At 64.5% G+C, this 18,255-nt stretch carries 18 protein-coding genes; 7 read left to right on the plus strand and 11 right to left on the minus strand.

Annotated elements, in window-relative coordinates; genetic code table 11:
* The first annotated feature begins 147 nt into the window (after window positions 1–147).
* Entirely contained in the window at window positions 148–354 is a 207-nt protein-coding gene (locus ACVNHC_RS16150) for a hypothetical protein (RefSeq protein ID WP_050473644.1), read from the plus strand.
* A 198-nt stretch (window positions 355–552) separates the two neighbouring features.
* On the opposite strand, the gene ACVNHC_RS16155 is transcribed toward ACVNHC_RS16150, so the two are convergent.
* From ACVNHC_RS16155 to ACVNHC_RS16180, 6 genes are all read right to left on the minus strand, one after another.
* The gene (locus ACVNHC_RS16155; RefSeq protein WP_050473351.1) at window positions 553–960 is read right to left on the minus strand and encodes a F0F1 ATP synthase subunit epsilon; all 408 of its coding nucleotides are present in this window, start codon (window positions 958–960) and stop codon (window positions 553–555) included.
* 186 nt (window positions 961–1,146) lie between these two features.
* Window positions 1,147–2,571: a F0F1 ATP synthase subunit beta gene (gene atpD, locus ACVNHC_RS16160; protein ID WP_050473350.1), complete on the minus strand. Its 1,425-nt coding sequence runs from the start codon at window positions 2,569–2,571 to the stop codon at window positions 1,147–1,149.
* A 19-nt stretch (window positions 2,572–2,590) separates the two neighbouring features.
* On the minus strand, window positions 2,591–3,472 hold the full coding sequence (locus ACVNHC_RS16165; protein WP_058898322.1) for a F0F1 ATP synthase subunit gamma: 882 nt from the start codon (window positions 3,470–3,472) through the stop codon (window positions 2,591–2,593).
* A gap of 37 nt (window positions 3,473–3,509) precedes the next feature.
* Window positions 3,510–5,039, minus strand: a complete 1,530-nt coding sequence (gene atpA, locus ACVNHC_RS16170; RefSeq protein WP_058898323.1) for a F0F1 ATP synthase subunit alpha — start codon at window positions 5,037–5,039, stop codon at window positions 3,510–3,512.
* Entirely contained in the window at window positions 5,039–5,599 is a 561-nt protein-coding gene (locus ACVNHC_RS16175) for a F0F1 ATP synthase subunit delta (RefSeq protein WP_050473643.1), read from the minus strand. Before ACVNHC_RS16175 ends, atpA begins: the two co-directional genes overlap by 1 nt.
* Window positions 5,600–5,820: 221 nt before the next feature.
* Window positions 5,821–8,016: a primosomal protein N' gene (locus ACVNHC_RS16180; protein ID WP_457168030.1), complete on the minus strand. Its 2,196-nt coding sequence runs from the start codon at window positions 8,014–8,016 to the stop codon at window positions 5,821–5,823.
* Between the two features lie 230 nt (window positions 8,017–8,246).
* Here ACVNHC_RS16180 and fsa point away from each other — a divergent pair, with 230 nt between their 5' ends.
* Window positions 8,247–8,900 (plus strand): fructose-6-phosphate aldolase, encoded by a 654-nt coding sequence (fsa, locus tag ACVNHC_RS16185; RefSeq protein ID WP_457168032.1) that lies wholly within the window; start codon window positions 8,247–8,249, stop codon window positions 8,898–8,900.
* A gap of 236 nt (window positions 8,901–9,136) precedes the next feature.
* Window positions 9,137–10,447: a DUF1835 domain-containing protein gene (locus ACVNHC_RS16190; protein WP_457168033.1), complete on the plus strand. Its 1,311-nt coding sequence runs from the start codon at window positions 9,137–9,139 to the stop codon at window positions 10,445–10,447.
* Here the strand turns inward: ACVNHC_RS16190 and maiA are convergent.
* From maiA to ACVNHC_RS16205, 3 genes are all read right to left on the minus strand, one after another.
* Entirely contained in the window at window positions 10,407–11,057 is a 651-nt protein-coding gene (gene maiA, locus ACVNHC_RS16195; RefSeq protein ID WP_050473344.1) for a maleylacetoacetate isomerase, read from the minus strand. The two genes, ACVNHC_RS16190 and maiA, sit on opposite strands and share 41 nt — an antisense overlap.
* Before the next feature lie 525 nt (window positions 11,058–11,582).
* Window positions 11,583–12,812, minus strand: coding sequence for an alpha/beta hydrolase family protein (locus ACVNHC_RS16200; RefSeq protein ID WP_457168036.1), 1,230 nt, complete (start codon window positions 12,810–12,812; stop codon window positions 11,583–11,585).
* A 97-nt stretch (window positions 12,813–12,909) separates the two neighbouring features.
* A complete protein-coding gene (locus ACVNHC_RS16205) occupies window positions 12,910–13,470 on the minus strand; it encodes a helix-turn-helix domain-containing protein (RefSeq protein ID WP_457168038.1) in 561 nt (186 codons plus the stop codon).
* 126 nt (window positions 13,471–13,596) lie between these two features.
* Between ACVNHC_RS16205 and ACVNHC_RS16210 the strand changes: the two genes are divergently transcribed.
* Both ACVNHC_RS16210 and ACVNHC_RS16215 read left to right on the plus strand, forming a co-directional pair.
* The gene (locus ACVNHC_RS16210; RefSeq protein WP_457168040.1) at window positions 13,597–14,262 is read left to right on the plus strand and encodes an AzlC family ABC transporter permease; all 666 of its coding nucleotides are present in this window, start codon (window positions 13,597–13,599) and stop codon (window positions 14,260–14,262) included.
* Window positions 14,255–14,578 carry an AzlD domain-containing protein gene (locus ACVNHC_RS16215; RefSeq protein WP_122519090.1) on the plus strand — a complete coding sequence of 108 codons (324 nt, stop codon included), beginning with the start codon at window positions 14,255–14,257 and terminating at the stop codon, window positions 14,576–14,578. Before ACVNHC_RS16210 ends, ACVNHC_RS16215 begins: the two co-directional genes overlap by 8 nt.
* A 115-nt stretch (window positions 14,579–14,693) precedes the next feature.
* Here the strand turns inward: ACVNHC_RS16215 and ACVNHC_RS16220 are convergent, their stop codons facing one another.
* Window positions 14,694–15,500, minus strand: a complete 807-nt coding sequence (locus ACVNHC_RS16220; protein WP_050473342.1) for an undecaprenyl-diphosphate phosphatase — start codon at window positions 15,498–15,500, stop codon at window positions 14,694–14,696.
* A gap of 181 nt (window positions 15,501–15,681) precedes the next feature.
* Between ACVNHC_RS16220 and ACVNHC_RS16225 the strand changes: the two genes are divergently transcribed.
* Window positions 15,682–16,374, plus strand: coding sequence for a glutathione S-transferase family protein (locus tag ACVNHC_RS16225; RefSeq protein ID WP_019963659.1), 693 nt, complete (start codon window positions 15,682–15,684; stop codon window positions 16,372–16,374).
* Window positions 16,375–16,397: 23 nt separating this feature from the next.
* A complete protein-coding gene (queG, locus tag ACVNHC_RS16230; protein ID WP_457168043.1) occupies window positions 16,398–17,573 on the plus strand; it encodes a tRNA epoxyqueuosine(34) reductase QueG in 1,176 nt (391 codons plus the stop codon).
* A 52-nt stretch (window positions 17,574–17,625) separates the two neighbouring features.
* Here the strand turns inward: queG and ACVNHC_RS16235 are convergent, their stop codons facing one another.
* Window positions 17,626–18,177 (minus strand): RNA pyrophosphohydrolase, encoded by a 552-nt coding sequence (locus tag ACVNHC_RS16235; protein WP_058898331.1) that lies wholly within the window; start codon window positions 18,175–18,177, stop codon window positions 17,626–17,628.
* Window positions 18,178–18,255: the final 78 nt, after the last annotated feature.

Consider the following 18,255-nt stretch of genomic DNA (forward strand, 5'->3'; position numbering starts at 1 on the left):
CGGTTGCGGACGTGAACTTCGGTCCTGTCTGGCTCCGCCATGAAATTCCAGCACGAGAATGCGACGTCTGGCCGCCCGGCAAGTTCCGGAGGAGCGGCCGGTCTTTTGCGTTTTCTTGCAACAGAGACCGGCAAGAAGGAAAAGAAGATGGATAATGCTCTGAGCCTCCCGCGTCCTGGCCGCTGCAAGTGGGCCGAAGGTGACAGCGGCAACTACACGTTCCCGTGCAATGTGCGCGTCGAGTCCGGCACGTCCTACTGCACGGACCACCGCGCACTGGTCTACATGCCGCCGGAAGAGCGCCGCCGCTCCAGGAGCGCGTCTGCTCCGGCCTTCAAGCGCATCGCGGCCTGATACGGGCACACTCAAGACAGGGCAGCTTTCCTCCTCCCGGCTGTCCTCTTTCAACCCGGCTCCCCGTTGAGCCGGGTTTTTTCTTGTTCAGGCCAACGTGGAGGAGGGAGAAGGATTGTCCTGCGGCAAACAAAAAACGCGGCTCCGGAGAACCGCGTTTCGAAAAATGTCCGCTCTGAGCGAGACCGGCCGTTATCCTCAGGCTGCCTTGAGCGCCGTCTGGATTTCGATCAGCTGGGCCAGCGTTGCTTCGGCCTTGGTGCGCGCTTCGTCGTCGCGGGCGTCGGCAACGTCCTCACGGGCGTCCTGCACCTGCTGGGCGATGACGTCGGCCTTCAGCTCAGTCACCGGAATGGCCTGTTCGGCCAGAACGGTGAGACCGCTGGTGGACACGTCGGCAAAGCCGCCGCGCACGAAGTACTCGACCAGCTTGCCTTCGCCGGTGCGGACCTTCAGCAGGCCCGGACGCATGGTGGCCATGAACGGGCTGTGATCCTTCAGGACACCAAACTCGCCTTCGCTGCCGGGAACGGTGACCTCGAGAACCTTGTCCGACAGGAGAAGGCGCTCAGGGGAGACAAGCTCAAACTGAAATGGCTGTGCCATCTGGCGTGTCCTTTGTTCGTCGCAATGCGGGCGGCAAAGCCGCCCTGCAAGAAGCGGCGCCACGCGGGCGCCCGCCAATTATACCAAGTCTTACGATGCTAACGCATCATGCCTTGAACAGGCTCAAACGCCGCACGGGCTGGTATTACAGGCCGCTGCCGGGAAGCCCGGCAGCGGCAGATTGCATCAGGCAGCTTCAGCTGCCAGGCGCTGGGCCTTCTCGATCGCTTCCTGCATGTTGCCGACCATGTAGAAGGCAGCTTCCGGCAGGTGATCGTACTCGCCTTCGACCAGGCCCTTGAAGCCCTTGATCGTGTCTTCGAGGGCGACGAGCTTGCCCGGCGAACCGGTGAAGACTTCGGCCACGAAGAACGGCTGGGACAGGAAGCGCTCGATCTTGCGGGCGCGGGCCACGGTCAGCTTGTCTTCTTCAGACAGCTCGTCCATGCCCAGGATCGCGATGATGTCCTGCAGGGCCTTGTAACGCTGCAGAGTCTGCTGCACCTGGCGAGCCACATTGTAGTGCTCATCGCCGATGATGCGGGCATCCAGCATGCGCGAGGTCGAGTCCAGCGGGTCCACGGCCGGGTAGATGCCCTTTTCGGCGATCGATCGGTTGAGAACCGTCGTTGCGTCGAGGTGGGCGAAGGTCGAAGCCGGCGCCGGGTCGGTCAGATCGTCGGCGGGCACGTAAACGGCCTGCACCGAGGTGATCGAGCCCTTGGTGGTGGTGGTGATGCGTTCCTGCATGGTGCCCATGTCGGTCGCCAGCGTCGGCTGGTAACCCACGGCCGACGGGATACGGCCGAGCAGAGCGGACACTTCGGAACCGGCCTGGGTGAAGCGGAAGATGTTGTCCACGAAGAACAGCACGTCCTGGCCCTGGTCACGGAAATGCTCGGCGACGGTGAGACCCGTCAGAGCAACGCGGGCACGTGCCCCGGGGGGCTCGTTCATCTGGCCATAAACAAGTGCAGCCTTGGAGCCTTCGCCGCCGCCCTTCTTGTTCACGCCCGATTCGATCATTTCCCAGTAAAGGTCGTTGCCTTCACGGGTACGCTCACCCACGCCGGCGAACACGGAGTAACCGCCGTGCGCCTTTGCGACGTTGTTGATGAGTTCCATGATCAGAACGGTCTTGCCGACGCCGGCGCCGCCGAACAGGCCGATCTTGCCGCCCTTGGCATAAGGAGCCAGCAGGTCCACCACCTTGATGCCGGTGACCAGGATCTGGGCTTCGGTCGACTGCTCGACGAAGCTCGGAGCTTCCTGGTGGATGGCACGCTTGGCGTCATGCGGGATCGGGCCGGCTTCGTCAACCGGCTCGCCGATCACGTTCATGATGCGGCCCAGGGTACCGGCGCCAACCGGCACGGCAATCGGGGCACCGGTGTCGGTGACCTTCTGGCCGCGCACGAGGCCTTCGGTGGAGTCCATCGCAATGGTGCGAACGGTGTTTTCGCCGAGATGCTGGGCAACTTCGAGCACCAGACGGGTGCCCTGGTTGTCCGCTTCCAGGCTGTTCAGAATCTGCGGCAGGTGGCCGTCGAACTTGACGTCGACCACGGCGCCGATGACCTGGGTGATCTGTCCGACTTTGTTGTCAGCCATCCCTCAATCCTCGATCCGGTCAGAGCGCTTCGGCGCCCGAGATGATTTCAATCAGTTCCTTGGTGATCTGAGCCTGACGCTGGCGGTTGTAGCGCAGTGTCAGTCTCTTGATCATGTCGCCTGCGTTGCGGGTCGCATTGTCCATGGCGGACATGCGGGCGCCCTGCTCGGAGGCGGCGTTCTCAAGGAGCGCACGGAAGATCTGCACCGACACGTTGCGGGGCAGAAGGTCGGTCAGAATAGCGGCCTCGTCGGGCTCGTACTCGTACACCAGCGACGCGCCATCGGCAGCCTTGGCCGTCTCCGGCAGCTTGGCCGGAATGAGCTGCTGCGCCGTCGGCACCTGGCTGATCACCGACTTGAATTCGGCAAAGAACAGGGTGCAGACGTCGAACTCGCCGGCCTCGAACATCTTGAAGACGACGTCCGAGATGTCAGTCGCGTTGGCATAGCCAACGGACTTCACGCCGCGCAGCTCGATGGTGCGGATGACGTACTTGCCAAGCTCGCGCTTGATGGCATCGAAGCCCTTCTTGCCGACGCAGAGGATTTTCACCTCCTTGCCCTGTGCAATGAGGCTCCGGGCCCGCTCGCGCGCCAGCTTGGCGATCGAGGAGTTGAAGCCGCCGCACAGGCCGCGTTCGGCGGTGGCGACGATCAGGAGATGTACCTGATCGCGCCCCGTTCCGGTCATCAGCTTCGGCGCATCATCGCGGCCTTCAAAGGCAGCGGCAATGTTGGCCAGCACCTGCTCCATGCGTTCCGCATAGGGCCGGGCCGCCTCCGCAGCGTCCTGGGCGCGACGCAGCTTCGCCGCGGCCACCATTTTCATGGCCTTGGTGATCTTCTGCGTCGCCTTGACCGAGGCGATACGGTTTCTTAGGTCCTTCAGGCTCGGCATGGCCGCCCCTGCTCCTTATCCCGACAGCGTTTCTGGTTTACGAGAAGCTCTTGGCGAAAGCTTCGATCGCGGCACGAAGGCGCGCGGTCAGCTCATCGTCGAGGGCCTTCTTCTGCCAGATGGCGTCGAGGAGGTCCGCATGCTCACCACGCAGGGAGAGCAGCAGGCCAGCCTCGAACTCGCGAACGCGGTCCACCGGGATCTTGTCCAGGTAGCCGTTCACGCCGGCGTAGATGACCGCAACCTGCTCCTGCGTCTTCAGCGGCGAGAACTGCGGCTGCTTCAGCAGCTCGACCAGACGGGCACCACGGTTCAGCAGGCGCTGGGTGGTGGCGTCGAGGTCGGAGCCGAACTGGGCAAAGGCCGCCATTTCGCGGTACTGCGCCAGCTCGCCCTTGATCGGGCCTGCCACCTGCTTCATCGCCTTGATCTGGGCCGAGGAGCCGACGCGCGACACCGACAGACCCACGTTCACGGCCGGGCGGACGCCCTGGTAGAACAGGTCGGTTTCAAGGAAGATCTGACCGTCGGTGATCGAGATCACGTTGGTCGGAATGTAGGCCGACACGTCGTTTGCCTGGGTCTCGATGACCGGCAGAGCGGTGAGCGAACCGAGGCCGTTGTCCTCGTTCAGCTTGGCCGCACGCTCCAGCAGACGGGAGTGCAGGTAGAACACGTCGCCCGGGAAAGCTTCGCGCCCGGGCGGGCGGCGGAGCAGCAGGGACATCTGGCGGTAAGCCACGGCCTGCTTGGACAGGTCGTCGTAACCGATCACGGCATGCATGCCGTTGTCGCGGAAGTATTCGCCCATGGCGCAGCCAGCGAACGGAGCCAGGAACTGCAGCGGGGCTGCATCCGAAGCGGTCGCGGCGACGACGATGGAGTAGGCGAGGGCACCGCTGTCTTCCAGAGTCTTCACGAACTGGGCGACGGTGGAGCGCTTCTGGCCGACTGCGACGTAGATGCAGTACAGCTTGTTGCTCTCGTCCGAGCCTTCGTGAAGCGGCTTCTGGTTGAGGAAGGTGTCGAGCAGGATCGCGGTCTTGCCGGTCTGGCGGTCACCGATGACGAGCTCGCGCTGGCCGCGGCCGATCGGGATCAGGGCGTCAATCGCCTTGAGACCGGTGGACATGGGCTCGTGCACGGACTTGCGCGGCAGAATGCCGGGAGCCTTGACGTCGACGCGGCGCATTTCGGCAGCTTCGATCGGGCCCTTGCCATCCAGCGGGTTGCCCAGCGGATCGACAACGCGGCCGAGCAGGCCCTTGCCGACCGGGACTTCCACGATGGCGCCGGTACGCTTGACAGTGTCGCCTTCCTTGATGTCGCGGTCGGAACCGAAAATCACGACACCGACGTTGTCGGTTTCAAGGTTGAGCGCCATGCCCCGGATACCGCCAGGGAACTCGACCATTTCACCGGCCTGGACATTGTCCAGACCGTAAACGCGCGCAATACCGTCACCGACGGAAAGCACTTGACCGACTTCGGACACTTCGGCTTCTTGGCCGAAACCCTTGATCTGGTCCTTGAGGATAGCGGAAATCTCCGCGGCCCGAATATCCATCAGCCGACCTCTTTCATTGCGAACTTGAGAGTATTGAGCTTGGTGCGCAGCGACGTGTCGATCATGCGGCTGCCGACCTTGACGACAAGGCCGCCAATGAGGGCAGGATCAACGCTCGCGGCGATCTTGACGGACTTGCCCGTGGAAGCAGAGAGCGCTTCCTTCAGGGCAGCGACATGCGCATCCGACAGGGGAGCAGCGGAAACGACTTCAGCAGTCGTCTCGCCACGCTTCTCGGCGAGAAGCGCCCGGAAGGCCTTGATCATGTCGGGAAGAACGAAGAGGCGGCGGTTCTTTGCAGCCAGCTTCACGAAATTCGCGGCAAGACCGGTGATACCGGCCTTGGCAAGCAGCGCGTCCAGAGCCGCAAGCTGCTCATCGGCGCTGAATACGGGGCTGCGCACCAGACGGACGAGATCCGCGCTTTCGGCAAGCATGCCTTCAAACGCATTGAGATCACGCTCGACGTCTGCGGTCACGCCGCCGTCCCCGGCAAGGTCCAGCAGGGCAGAAGCATAGCGCTTCGCGACGCCGGATACGAGAGATACGTTGTCAGTCACCAGGTCCGAGCTCTCTGACACATTTCTTGGCACCGGCAAGGGGAAACCCCGAGTCAATGCCTTGAAAATTATTGGTTTTTCAGGGTCATAAGGTTTGACGGCAGAACCGCACCCCCCAGAAGCCGCGCCTCGAATAACACAGCCCACCGAGGTGTGCAACTTTGCCAGTGGGCAGAAATGCTGCATTTTGGGCGGAATCTTGCCGCAACGCGCAACAGCGGTCACAAAAACTGCTGCGGGTCGATATCGATCTGCAGCCGCAACCCGCCGCGGGCGGGTGGAACAAGGCTCATCCAGTGCCGCAGATAGCTCTGAAGGTCCACCTGACGCGGCGCCATGGCGAGCAGGCGGAAGCGGTGGCGGCCGCGCACCAGCGCCATCGCCGCCTCGGCCGGGCCCAGCACGGTGATGCCCTGATGCGGCGGGGCGGCGCGCAGCACGGCGCGGGCAAAGCCCTCCGCCTGGGCCTTTTCGGGGCCTGAGATGATCAGCGCGGCCAGCCGGCCGAACGGCGGCAGGCCGGTGACGCGGCGGGTCTCGATCTCGGCCTGATAAAAGGCCTCGCGGTCGGAGGAAACCAGCGCTTTGAGCACCGGGTGATCGGGCGAGTAGCTTTGCAGCAACCCGCGCCCGCCGCCGGTCATGCGGCCTGCCCGGCCCGTCACCTGCGCCAGAAGCTGGAAGGTGCGCTCGGCCGCGCGCGGGTCGCCATGGGCAAGGCCGAGATCCGCGTCGACCACGCCGACAAGCCGCATCAGCGGAAAGTTGTGGCCCTTGGCGACGAGCTGCGTGCCGATGATGATGTCGGCGCCGCCCTCCTCGACGATCTTCATCTCCCGCCGCAGCCGCTCCGGGCCGCCGCTGATATCCGACGAAAGGATGAGGGTGCGGGCCTGCGGAAAAAGCCCTTCCACCTCTTCGGCGATTCTTTCCACGCCGGGGCCGCAGGCGACCAGGGCATCCTGCGTGCCGCAGGCGGGGCAGGCGCGGGGCACGGGTTCCTGATGGCCGCAGTGGTGGCACACCAGCTTGCCCTTCATCCGGTGCTCCACCAGCCAGGCGCTGCAATGGCTGCACTGGAACCGGTGGCCGCAGGAACGGCAGAGCGTCAGCGGCGCATAGCCGCGCCGGTTGAGGAACAGGAGCGACTGGTGCTTTTCGGCAAAGGTCTGGCGGATGGCCTCGATCATGGCAGGTGCCAGCCAGCGGCCGCGCTCCGGCCCTTCGGTGCGCATGTCGATGAGCCCCAGCTCCGGCAGGGCAGCGCCCGTGGCGCGCTCCGGCAGAACATGGCGCACGTAACGGCCCGTATCCGCATTCACCCGGCTCTCGACCGATGGCGTTGCAGAGGCCAGCACCACGGGAAAGCGCGCTAGATGCCCGCGCACCACGGCCATGTCGCGGGCGTTGTAGGACACCCGGTCATCCTGCTTGAAGGCGGTGTCGTGCTCTTCGTCGACGACAATCAGCCCCAGATTGGCAAAGGGCAGGAACAGAGCCGAGCGCGCGCCCACCACCACGGGGATTTCCCCCTTCGCCACCCCGCGCCAGACGCGGGCGCGCTTCTTCGGCGTGATTTCCGAATGCCACTCGGCCGGCGGCACGCCGAAGCGCTGCTCGAAGCGGCGCAGGAACTGTTCCGTCAGGCCGATTTCCGGCACCAGAATCACCGCCTGCCGTCCGCGCCGGATGGCCTCCGCTACGGCCTCGAAATAGACCTCCGTCTTGCCTGAGCCGGTGACGCCATCGATCAGCGACACCACGCCGCCTTTGTCGAAGCTCTCCACCAGCGCCGCTGACACGGCACTCTGGGCCGGCGTCAACTGCGGCGGGGCAAAGGCCGGATCCGGCGGCAGGGGCAGGGGACTGGCGGTCATCGCCACGGTTTCCAAGACGCCCTGCTGCAACAGCCCGTCGATGACCGAGGCGCTGACACCCGCCGTCGCGGCAAGCCCCGGCTTCGTCCAGGCCATGCCGTCTTCCATCAGCGCCAGAACCTTGGCGCGGGCAGGCGTTGCCCGGTCCGGCGCCGCGCCCTCGACGCGGATCACGCCGGAAACGGGCGCCTCCGGCTCCAGCGCGTCCTCAGAGCGCAGCACCATGCGGGTCACCATGCCCGGCGCGGCCAGCGTCCAGTTCGCCACCCAGTCAATGAAGCGGCGCAGTTCATCGCCCAGCGGCGGGGCGTCATAGACATGGGTGATGGATTTCAGCTTGCGCGGATCGATGCCCGCTTCCGGCTCCACATCCCAGACAACACCCACCACCTCACGCGGGCCCAGCGGCACACGCACGATGGCACCGGGCCGCACGCTCATCTCCGCCGGCACCTTGTAGGTATAGGGCGCAGGCACGGCGACCGGCACCAGCACGCTGACGATGGTTTCATGGTTGCGGGGCAGATCGTCAAACAGCATGGGTCCTCGCTTCGCGGAGGCTCATGCGTCCTGCGCCAGAAAACCGGGTCAAATGCTGAGGTGCGTACCGCAATCGCTTGTCACATTCCGAATCGGGGGTGTTGCTCGGCGCAATCCTACGCTAAAGAGGCAGGGACGGGACAGACGCGCGGCACCTCCATCGCACGCGTCTCAACTCATGCCTGATTGCCCCAGAGGGCAAGCCGGGCGCAAGGGGAGTGGATACTCGCATGAAATTCTTTGTCGATACCGCAGACACCGCCGAGATTGCCGAGCTGGAATCCACCGGCCTGCTCGATGGCGTCACCACCAATCCGTCGCTCGTGATGAAGGCCGGCCGCCCGATGAAGGAGGTCATTGCCGAGATCTGCAAGATCACCAAGGGCCCCGTGTCCGCCGAAGTGGCCGCGACCGACTATGAAGGCATGATGCGCGAAGCCAAGGTGCTGGCCGCCATTGCCGGCAATGTCGTCATCAAGCTGCCGCTGACCATGGACGGCCTCAAGGCCTGCAAGGCGCTGACCTCTGCCGGTCACAAGACCAACGTCACCCTGTGCTTCTCCGCCACGCAGGCGCTGCTGGCTGCCAAGGCCGGTGCCACCTACATCTCGCCCTTCATCGGCCGTCTCGATGACATCAACATCGACGGCATGGAGCTGATCCGCGAGATCCGGGTGATCTACGATAACTACGGCTTCCAGACCGAAATCCTGGCCGCGTCGATCCGCACCATCAACCACGTCAAGGATTGCGCCATCGCCGGTGCCGACGTTGCCACCATTCCCCCGGCAACGCTCAAGGCGCTGGTCAAGCATCCGCTGACCGACAAGGGCCTCGAAACCTTCCTGGCCGACTGGGCCAAGACCGGCCAGTCGATCGCCTGATTGACCGGTTCACCGGGTTTCGAAGATGCACGGCGCCCCCAGTGGGCGCCGTTTGCGTTTTCGGGGGCCTTGCCGCGTTTCCATGAGGGCAGTATGGTCTCAGCTGGCTCAGGTGCATGCCTCCGGTCCGCGGAAAGACGTTTCGTCGGCACTCATGCGTTGCGCATTGCTTATGCCATCCTGATTCCCGCTCCCTTCGGCTCTGCGGACACCGTTCTGACGAGTGAGGAGTCCCCATGACCGGTGAAACGGGTTCCCCTTCGGCTGTTCTCTTGAGCGAGGCCGACCTTTCCCTCAATCTTGACCGCCAGAAGCGTGAGGCCAAGCGCCTGCGTGACGGGCTGCATGCGGGCGATCCCGCAGCACTGGCGCGCCTTCAGGCACATCATCCCCGGGCTGCACGGCTTGACCCGGCGCGGGCAAAGCTTGCCGATGCACAGCTGGTCATCGCCCGTGAGGCAGGGCTTTCCAGCTGGCCCGCGCTCAAAGCCCATGTCACCGGTCTTGACGCGGCCTGCAACGCCATCCGCCACGGTGCGCCTGCACCGGACGGGGACCTGCCCACACTGCATATCCGCTGCGGGAATGACATCGAAGCCAGTCTGCGGCATGCCGGATTTGAGGGTGAGTTCCTGTGCCATGATGATCCCTTGTGCGACGGGCCCGTGCGCATGGGGGCAGATCACCTTCCGGCACGTGCGGCTTATCTTGGCACCAGTTATCCGGGGGTGACGGCTGAGGAGGCAAGGCGGCGGATGGCGGCCGGCGAAGCCATGCTGTCGCGCATGACAGAGTTTGCGCGGATCGTCCTTTGGTTCGAGCATGACCCGTACGACCAGTTCTGCCTTGCCGATGTTCTGGCCCGGCTTGCGCCGCTGCCGCGCCGCAAGGTGGAGATGGTGGCACTGGACCGCTATCCCGGCCTGCCGCACTTCATCGGTCTCGGACAGCTTGCTCCCGCCGCACTGCGCCATGTCTTCGCGGCCCGCCAGCCGGTGCCTGAACCGGCCTTTGCAGCGGGACTGGCGGCGCGTGCGGCGCTGGCCGCTTCTGACCCTCTGGCGCTGATGGCGCTGACAGAGAGCCCTTCCCCGGCGCTCCCCTTCCTGCCTGGGGCTATCCGCAGGCATCTGGCGGAATTGCCCGATCCGGTCTCAGGGCTGGGCTTCAGCGAGCGGGCAGCCCTGCAGCTTATCGCAGATGGGGCGCAGACCTGGGGCCTGGTCTTTCACGGCTTCATGACCCGGATCGATCCATTGCCTTTCTTCGGGGACCTCATGTTCCTTGCCCTACTGCTGCGCCTGTCGCGGGCGGGCAATCCGCCGCTGCGGTTTTGTGATGATCCCATGCAAGGGGAGTGGGGCAAGGCGCAGGTGGAGCTGACGGAAACCGGCCGCAGGCTTCTTGCCGGAACGCTGGACTTCAGCGCCTGCTCACCCGAAGTCCGGCATGTGGGCGGCATCACCTGTTTTTCAGGAGCCGATTGGCGCTGGGATGGGCAGGCACCTATTCCGCATCGGGCTGATTCTGCGGGGCGGCGGCGATGAAGGCCGGGAGCTCCATGGCGGCGGCGTGGATGCGGGAGATCACCGGATAGGGGATCATGTCCACGCCGAAGCGGCCATTGTTGGCCACCTGCGCCACAAGGCAGAGATCGGCCATGGTCACCGCATCGCCGTGGCAGAAGCGGCCGGTTTCCGGGCTCTGCGCCAGCAGCGCCTCCAGCGGGCCGAAGGTCTCGGCCACCCATGTGCGGAACCAGTCCGTGACAGCCGCGTCATCAGCGCCGAAGCGGCTGCGCAGGGCGTTGAGGATGCGCAGGTTGTTCACCGGGTGGATGTCGCAGGCAATCATCTGCGACAGCATCCGCACCCGCGCCCGGCCCCTGGCATTCTCCGGCAGCAGCCGCGGCTCCGGCACCATCTCGTCCAGAAACTCGATGATGGCCAGCGACTGGCTCAGCACCGTGCCGTCGCTCCACTCCAGCGTGGGCACCAGGCCTTGCGGGTTGACGGCAAGATACCCGGGCTCCCGGTGCTTGCCGAGGCGCAGGTGGTGAAACACCGGCTCATAGGCAATGCCCTTCATCGCCAGCGCAATGCGCACCCGGTAGGACGTGGAACTGCGGAAATAGGTGTGAAGGACAACGCGGCCCATAAGCCCCTCCCAAGGCGGACTGGAAATGCAATTGATTGCAAATGCAACTATATGCCGTCAAGCGGGAAAGGGGATTTCAAAGGGAGACACGAACGGCCAGCCGCGAGCTCCCCTCAGACGTGCACCAACCCCCTCCCCACGAGGGCTACCGGATTCACACATCGTGCTTGAAGCCGGAGACGGCTTGGGGAAAGCCCGCAGTCTGGTCATTCCGGCACGGCGTTTCAGCCCCCCTCCCCCTCGTGGGGAGGGGTTAGGGGTGGGGGGAAGGCCTTTCCGGCTGGTAGAGTATCCATTGATTACAGATAGATTCCCCTCGTAATGCCTCTTCAGGAAAATATCTGTCTTTCATATAGTTGCGGGCTCAGATCCCCCCACCCCTTACCCCTCCCCACCAGGGGGAGGGGAGCGGCGAGGTCCTGCCACAGATCAGATGCATCACTGCGGCCGATGTCCGCAACGGATGTGTGCATGCCGTAGCTCAAGGAAGGAGAGGTCGGCAAAAGGAGGGGGCCTTTCGGCCCCTCACAGCCCGTCGAACCAGGCCTTCCACTGCGGGGTGGCGCGGGCGAAGGTGCCGCGGTGGGTGGTGTCGCCGGTGGAGACGGCTTCCACAGCCGGGTTTCCGGCGCCGATGGCCTGCTGATAGGTCATGGCCATGCGGCCGACACCCACGGAGATGGCTTCGTCCGTTTCGCCGTAATAGTTGCGCACCGGGGTCTTGTAGATCCAGCGGAAGACCTCGTTCTGCGCCGCAAGGCGGCCAAAGGCGGAGGCGGCGAAGAACTGGGTGTCGAAATATTCCGGCTTCAGCAGCTTGTGCAGGTCGCCCGGGATCGTGGACGGATCAATGGGCTCGCGCAGATAGGCCTTTTGCGCCACGTCATAATATTCCTCCGCGATCATCGAGCGGGCAAGGCCGGGCAGGCCGTAGTAGTGCTCGTAGGAGAAGGACGACAGGATGAACAGGCTGTTGACCCAATCCGCATCGAACTTGCGCGGGAAATTCAGGAAGCCGTTGAGCGCGGCGAAAATGTCGATGGGCGCGCTGGCGGTGGCGGCGGCCGTGACGGGCACACCGGCCTGTTCCAGCTTCTGCACCATGGCCATGGTGACATAGCCGCCCTGCGACCAGCCGGCGAGGAACAGCTTGCTGTCCTCCAGCTTCATGGCAGTGAGCACGGACCGGCTGGCGGTGAGCATGTCATAGGTGGCCTGCTGGTGGCTGGCCTTGACCATGTAGCCTTCCGTCTCGGGCGAATCGCCGAGGCCGAAATAGTCCGCACCGATGAGCAGATAACCCTGCCCGGCGAACTGCGCGATCATCAGCTGGGTTTCCGGCGACTGATCCGGATAGGACGGCACCTGCTGCTTCAGGTAGACCGTGCCGTGCTGGTAGGACACGAGGGGGAAGCTGCTGCCGTCCACGTCCGGAACGGCGAGCAGGCCGGTGGCAACGGTCGGCTTGTTGCCGCGCTCCGGGATCACGGACGGATAGGTGACGCGGTAGAGCTTCACCGCGTTGCGGGCCGGGGTGTAGGTCTCGGTGATCCCGGCAAAGGCAGGCGTATCCTTGGTCAGGATTTCGTTCAGCTTGTCCACGTCCCAGCGGTCGAGATATTCGTAGGTCACGCCCTGTTCGACGGAGACAGGGCCGTTATCTGCGGCGTGAGCTGCGGGCGCCACGGCGAGAACGGCGGCGCAGAAGCTGGCGGCGGCCAGCAGATGACGGAAAATCGAAAGCTGCCCTTGCACGGAAGGTCCCCTTCATGGCTGCGGCGCACCCCGCGCCGGATGCCGTGTTTTACCGCAAGGGAAGCGAAAAAAGCGTTAGGACCTCAAACCCCTGATGTCAGGCGTGCTCCATCACCAGCAGCAGCACCGTTCCGGGCTCAAGGGCTTCGTAGAGATGGGCCGTATCGCCGGGATAGGTGTAGTAATCGCCGGGTGAGAGGTCTTCGGTTTCCGTCTCCGGGCCGACGCGGGCGCGGCCGGATGCGACCAGCACATGTTCCGTCGAACCGGCAATATGGGCCGGAGAGCGGCGCGCGCGTCCGGGTTCAAGGTCCATGCGGTAGATGTCCCGCCTTGCGCCGGTGCTGCCGGTGGACAGAAGCGTCGCGCGGACGGCGGCCTCCTCGGACAAGGTGTAGGGGCCTTCGCCCGCCCGCACCAGGCGGGTGCTGCGCTCCGGCCGGTCGACAAGGCGGCTGAAGGGGATGTTGAGCGCGACCGCCAGCATCCACAGCGTCTCGATGCCCGGATTGCCGTTGCCCGCCTCCAGCTGGGACAGGGTGGACTTGGAAAGGCCCGCCCGCCGCGCCAATTCGCTGAGGCTCAGGCCCGCCTTCTCCCGCTCGGTCTTGAGTGCGATGGAAATCCATTGCCGGAGGGCTTCGGCGGTGTCTGACATGCGGAGCCTTTGCGTCTGGTTGGTGTTTTTTTAATCGAACGAACGTTCGCCTTGACGAACGATCTGACTTTGTCCATTTTATCGCACATGCGGACGATATTTCAAACACTCACGCGCCGGGACTGGATGGACGTGCTGCTGGTCTGCGGCGCCACCACCATTGCCGGTGTCTCCTTCGGGGCCATAGCCACGGGCGGCGGACTGCCGTTCTGGGTGCCGCTGGCCATGTCCACCATCGTCTTTGCCGGGGCCTCGCAATTTGCGGCCGTTGGCGTGGTGCTCGCGGGCGGCGGGCCGGTGGCTGCGGTTCTGGCCGGGCTGGTGCTCAACGCCCGGCATCTGCCCTTCGGCTTTTCGGTGGCAGGCCTTCTGCGCGGCGGGCTCTTGCAGAAACTGCTCGGATCGCACCTTCTGACCGACGAGGCGCTGGCCTTTTCGCTGAAGGACAGCAACCCGGAGCGCGCCCGTGCGCTCTACTGGGCCTGCGCCATCGGTCTCTACATCCTGTGGAACGTGGGGACAGTCGCCGGGGCATTGCTCGGTCAGGCGGTGGGCGATGCCTCGGCGCTGGGCCTGGATGCGGCCTTCCCGGCTGTGCTGCTGGCGCTGGTTCTGCCGGCGCTGAAGGATGCCCGGCTGCGGCTTGCTGCGGGGCTGGGGGCGGCCATAGCCTTCGTGTTGACACCGGTGCTGCCCGCAGGTGTGCCGGTGCTGGCGGCGCTCTGCGGGCTGGTGGTTTTCATCGTCTGGCCGCGTACTGTCCCGCCAGAGGGAGATCCTGCACATGACTGAGAACCTGATGCCGATGGCCGCCATTCTGGCGCTGGCGGCCGGTACCTTCGCCTTCCGTGCCACCGGTCCCCTGCTGCATGGGCGGCTGGTCCTGTCGGGGCGCATGCAGCAGCTGTTTCAGGCCGCGGCTGTCGTCATGCTGGTGTCGCTGATGGCCAGTTCCGCCCTGCTGGACGGGACCGCCTTTGCGGGCTGGGCGAGACCTGCGGGCGTTGCCGCCGGTCTCGGGTTCTATCTGCTGCGGGCGCCGTTTCCCGTCATCGTCATTGGCGCGGCTGCCGTGACGGCGGCGCTCAGGGCCTCCGGCATCGCCTGAGGCTTGATACCAAGGCTTTCGATGCTGACGCATCACGCCTTGAAATGGCTCATGCGCCCCATGGGCTTGACCAACACTCAATGAGGCAAGCTCATCGAGTGTTGGTATGAGCCGCTTATCCGAAGAAATAGAGACCGGCAAAGCCGGCAAGGCCGACGCCAATGCGCCACCAGGCGAAAGGCGCAAAGCCGTGGCGGGAGACGAAGTCCAGCAGCCTGCGCACCACAAATACGGCGGCCACGAAGGACGTGACAAAGCCGATGGCGATGATCGTGGCGTCGTCCATGGAGAGAACATCGCGGTTCTTGTAGAGGTCATAGGCAAAGGCGCCTGCCATGGTCGGCATGGCGAGGAAGAACGAGAATTCCGCTGCAGAGCGCTTGTCCGTGCCCATCAGCAGGGAACCGGCGATGGTCGAGCCGGAGCGCGACACGCCCGGAACCATGGCGAGGCACTGGACGAAGCCGATGGCAAGGCACAGGTGCAGGGGGAAATCCATGGCGTTGTGATAGCGCGGCTTCAGCGGCAGCCGGTCGATCACCAGCAGTGCAACACCGCCCAGCAGCAGGGTGGTGCAGATCAGGGCCGGTGATTCAAACAGCACCGACTTGATGAAGCCATGCGCCAGCACGCCGATGACGGCCGCCGGCAGGAAGGCAAGCAGGATGCCCGCGACAAAGCGCTGGGCGCGCCGGTCGTTCGGCAGGGCGGTGGCGATGGACCACAGGCGGCCGAAATAGACGCTGAGGATGGCGAGGATCGCGCCGAGCTGGATCAGCACCTCGAAGGTCTTGCCCGTGCTCTCAAAGCCGAGGAAGTGGCCGAGCAGCAGGATGTGGCCGGTGGAGGAGACCGGAATGAACTCGGTCAGACCCTCGACAATGCCCAGAATGAAGGCGCTGATGATCGTATCGCTTGTCATCGGAAATGAACTCCTGAAAAGACCTGTTGAGAGGCTATTGAATCCCGCTGCGGGGCATGATCTATGCGGGCGCGCTGGCTCGCGGGAAAAGAGGGCGGCAGCAACAGGATGCTAACCATATCCTACTAGAGTTGTGGCGGGCGCTTGGGGGGCACCCGGCGCTGAAGGTCCAAATCACTGAATGCTCACGCTTTATCATCATCCGTTCTCGCCGTCTTCCCGTTTTGTGCGTCTCATCCTCGGGGAGTACGGCGCAAATTACGAGATGCACACCATCAATCCCTGGGAACGGCGCCGGGAATTCCTGATGCTCAATCCGGCCGGAACCGTGCCGGTTCTGATCGAGAACGGCGGCACGCCGGTCTGCGGTCCCTATGCCATCATGGAATATCTCGATGAAACGCGCGGCTATGCGATGGGCGACCGGCGGCTGATGCCGGACCATCCGGAGCTGCGGGCAGAAACCCGCCGTCTGGTGGAATGGGGCCTGCGCAAGTTCGATGATGAGGTGGCCGGCCATTTCGTGCGCGAGCGTATCTACAAGCAGGACATGCCCCGCTCTGTCGGCGGCGGCGAGCCTGATTCGGCCATTCTGCGCGTGGCGCGCGCCAATATTCACCATCACATGCGCTATTTCGGCTATCTTGCGGCCTCGCGCAAATGGCTGGGCGGCGACCGGCTGAGCTTTGCGGATTTCGCGCTCGCCGCCGAACTGTCCTGCGCCGATTATCTGGGCGAAGTGCCATGGGACACCGAGGAGAACGTCAAGGCCTGGTATGCGCGGGTGAAATCGCGCCCGAGCTTCCGTCCGCTCCTGAGCGAAAAGATGCTCGGCATGCCGCCGTCGATGACCTACGCGGATCTGGACTTCTGACGCAGAGCCGCAACAGCCCAGCCGTGCCTTCAAACCCGGTGCTTTCGGCAAAGGCTCTGGACCGCCTTTGCCGCCAGCTCAGGGACAAGGCCGCCCAGCTGGGCTTTGATGATCTCGCCATCACCCGGCCCGATGCCATTCCGCTAGCGCCGCAGCGGCTGGCGCAGTTTCTCGCCGATGGTCATCACGGCTCCATGGGCTGGATGGAGGAAACGGCGGACCGGCGCGCCAGCCCCGGCGTGCTGTGGCCGGACGTGCGCTCGGTCATCATGCTGGCCATGAATTATGGCCCTGCCGGGGATGCGCTGGAGAACCTTGCCCATCCGGACCGGGGCAACATTTCCGTCTACGCCCGCCACCGGGATTATCACGATGTCATCAAGGGCAAGCTGAAGGAGCTGGCGAGTTTTCTCGTCTCGCGTGCGGGCGGCGGTGATGTGAAGGTCTTCGTCGATACGGCGCCGGTGATGGAAAAGCCGCTGGCACAGGCTGCAGGCCTTGGCTGGCAGGGCAAGCACACCAATCTGGTGTCACGGCGGCTCGGCTCCTGGTTCTTTCTCGCCAGCATCTTCACCACGCTGGATCTTGCTGCCGCAGAGCCGGAGCGCGACCATTGCGGCTCCTGCCGGGCCTGCCTGTCCGCCTGTCCGACAGACGCCTTCCCGCAGCCCTACCGGCTCGATGCCCGCCGCTGCATTTCCTACCTGACCATCGAGCACGCCGGACCGATTCCGGACGAGTTCCGCGTGGCCCTGGGCAACCGCATCTATGGCTGCGACGATTGCCTTGCCGCCTGCCCCTGGAACAAGTTTGCCGTGGAAGCCCGCGAAGCCAAGCTGCAGGCGCGGGAGGATCTGGAGGCGCCGTCACTGGCCACGCTCTTGAGGCTGGATGATCCGGCCTTCCGTCAGCTCTTTTCCGGCTCGCCGGTGAAGCGCATCGGCCGGGACCGCTTCATCCGCAACTGCCTGATCGCGGCAGGAAACAGCGCCGATGCCGGTCATGTGCCACAGGCCGTGGCGCTGCTGGACGATGATGCGGCTGTCGTGCGCGGTGCCGCCGTCTGGGCCCTGTCCCGCCTGCTTGCGCCGGAAGCCTTTGCAGCATTGGCAGAGGCCCGGCTCACCCCGGAAACAGACGCAGATGTGCGCCGCGAATGGCAGGCCGCAAAGGCCAAGGCGGCATCAGAGACGAGGTAAAGCCGGAGCGGTGCCGCAGGCCCGGACATCATGAATGCGCCCTGGAGCAGGATCAAAGCCCCGGCACCAGCCTTGCGAAGGCCTCGACCACCTGCTGATAGACATGCCGCTTGAAGGGGACGATCAACTCCGGAAGCCTTGCTGCCTCCTCCCAGCGCCAGCCGTCGAACTCCTGCGAATGGCCTTTGGGCGGAGTGAGGATGTCGATCTCGCTGTCCTCGCCTTCAAAGCGCAGGGCATACCATTTCTGCGCCTGTCCCCGGTATCTGCCATGCCGGGTGCTGGCGAGCACTTCGGGCGGATAGTCGTAGGTGAACCAGCCGGGGGCTTCGGCAATCAGCGATGCGGAGCGGACGGAGGTTTCCTCATAGAGTTCGCGGAAGGCTGCGGTCAGCGGATCTTCACCCGCATCGATGCCGCCCTGCGGCATCTGCCAGGCGTATTCTTCCTCGATCTTGCGCCCCTTGTGGGCGGCCTTGGGATCGAACCGGTGACCGGCCCAGACACGGCCTTCCCGGTTGACAAGCATGATGCCCACACAGGGGCGGTAGGGCAGCTGGCCGGGTGCACCCGCACCCGGAAAATCATGCAAGGCCTTGCTCACGTCTTACTCCACATACCGTCAGCCAGGTCAGACTATCACAAAACCGCAGGCTGCCATCCGCTGAAACACGGGCGGCCT

The sequence above is a fragment of the Pannonibacter sp. Q-1 genome (assembly GCF_054073275.1).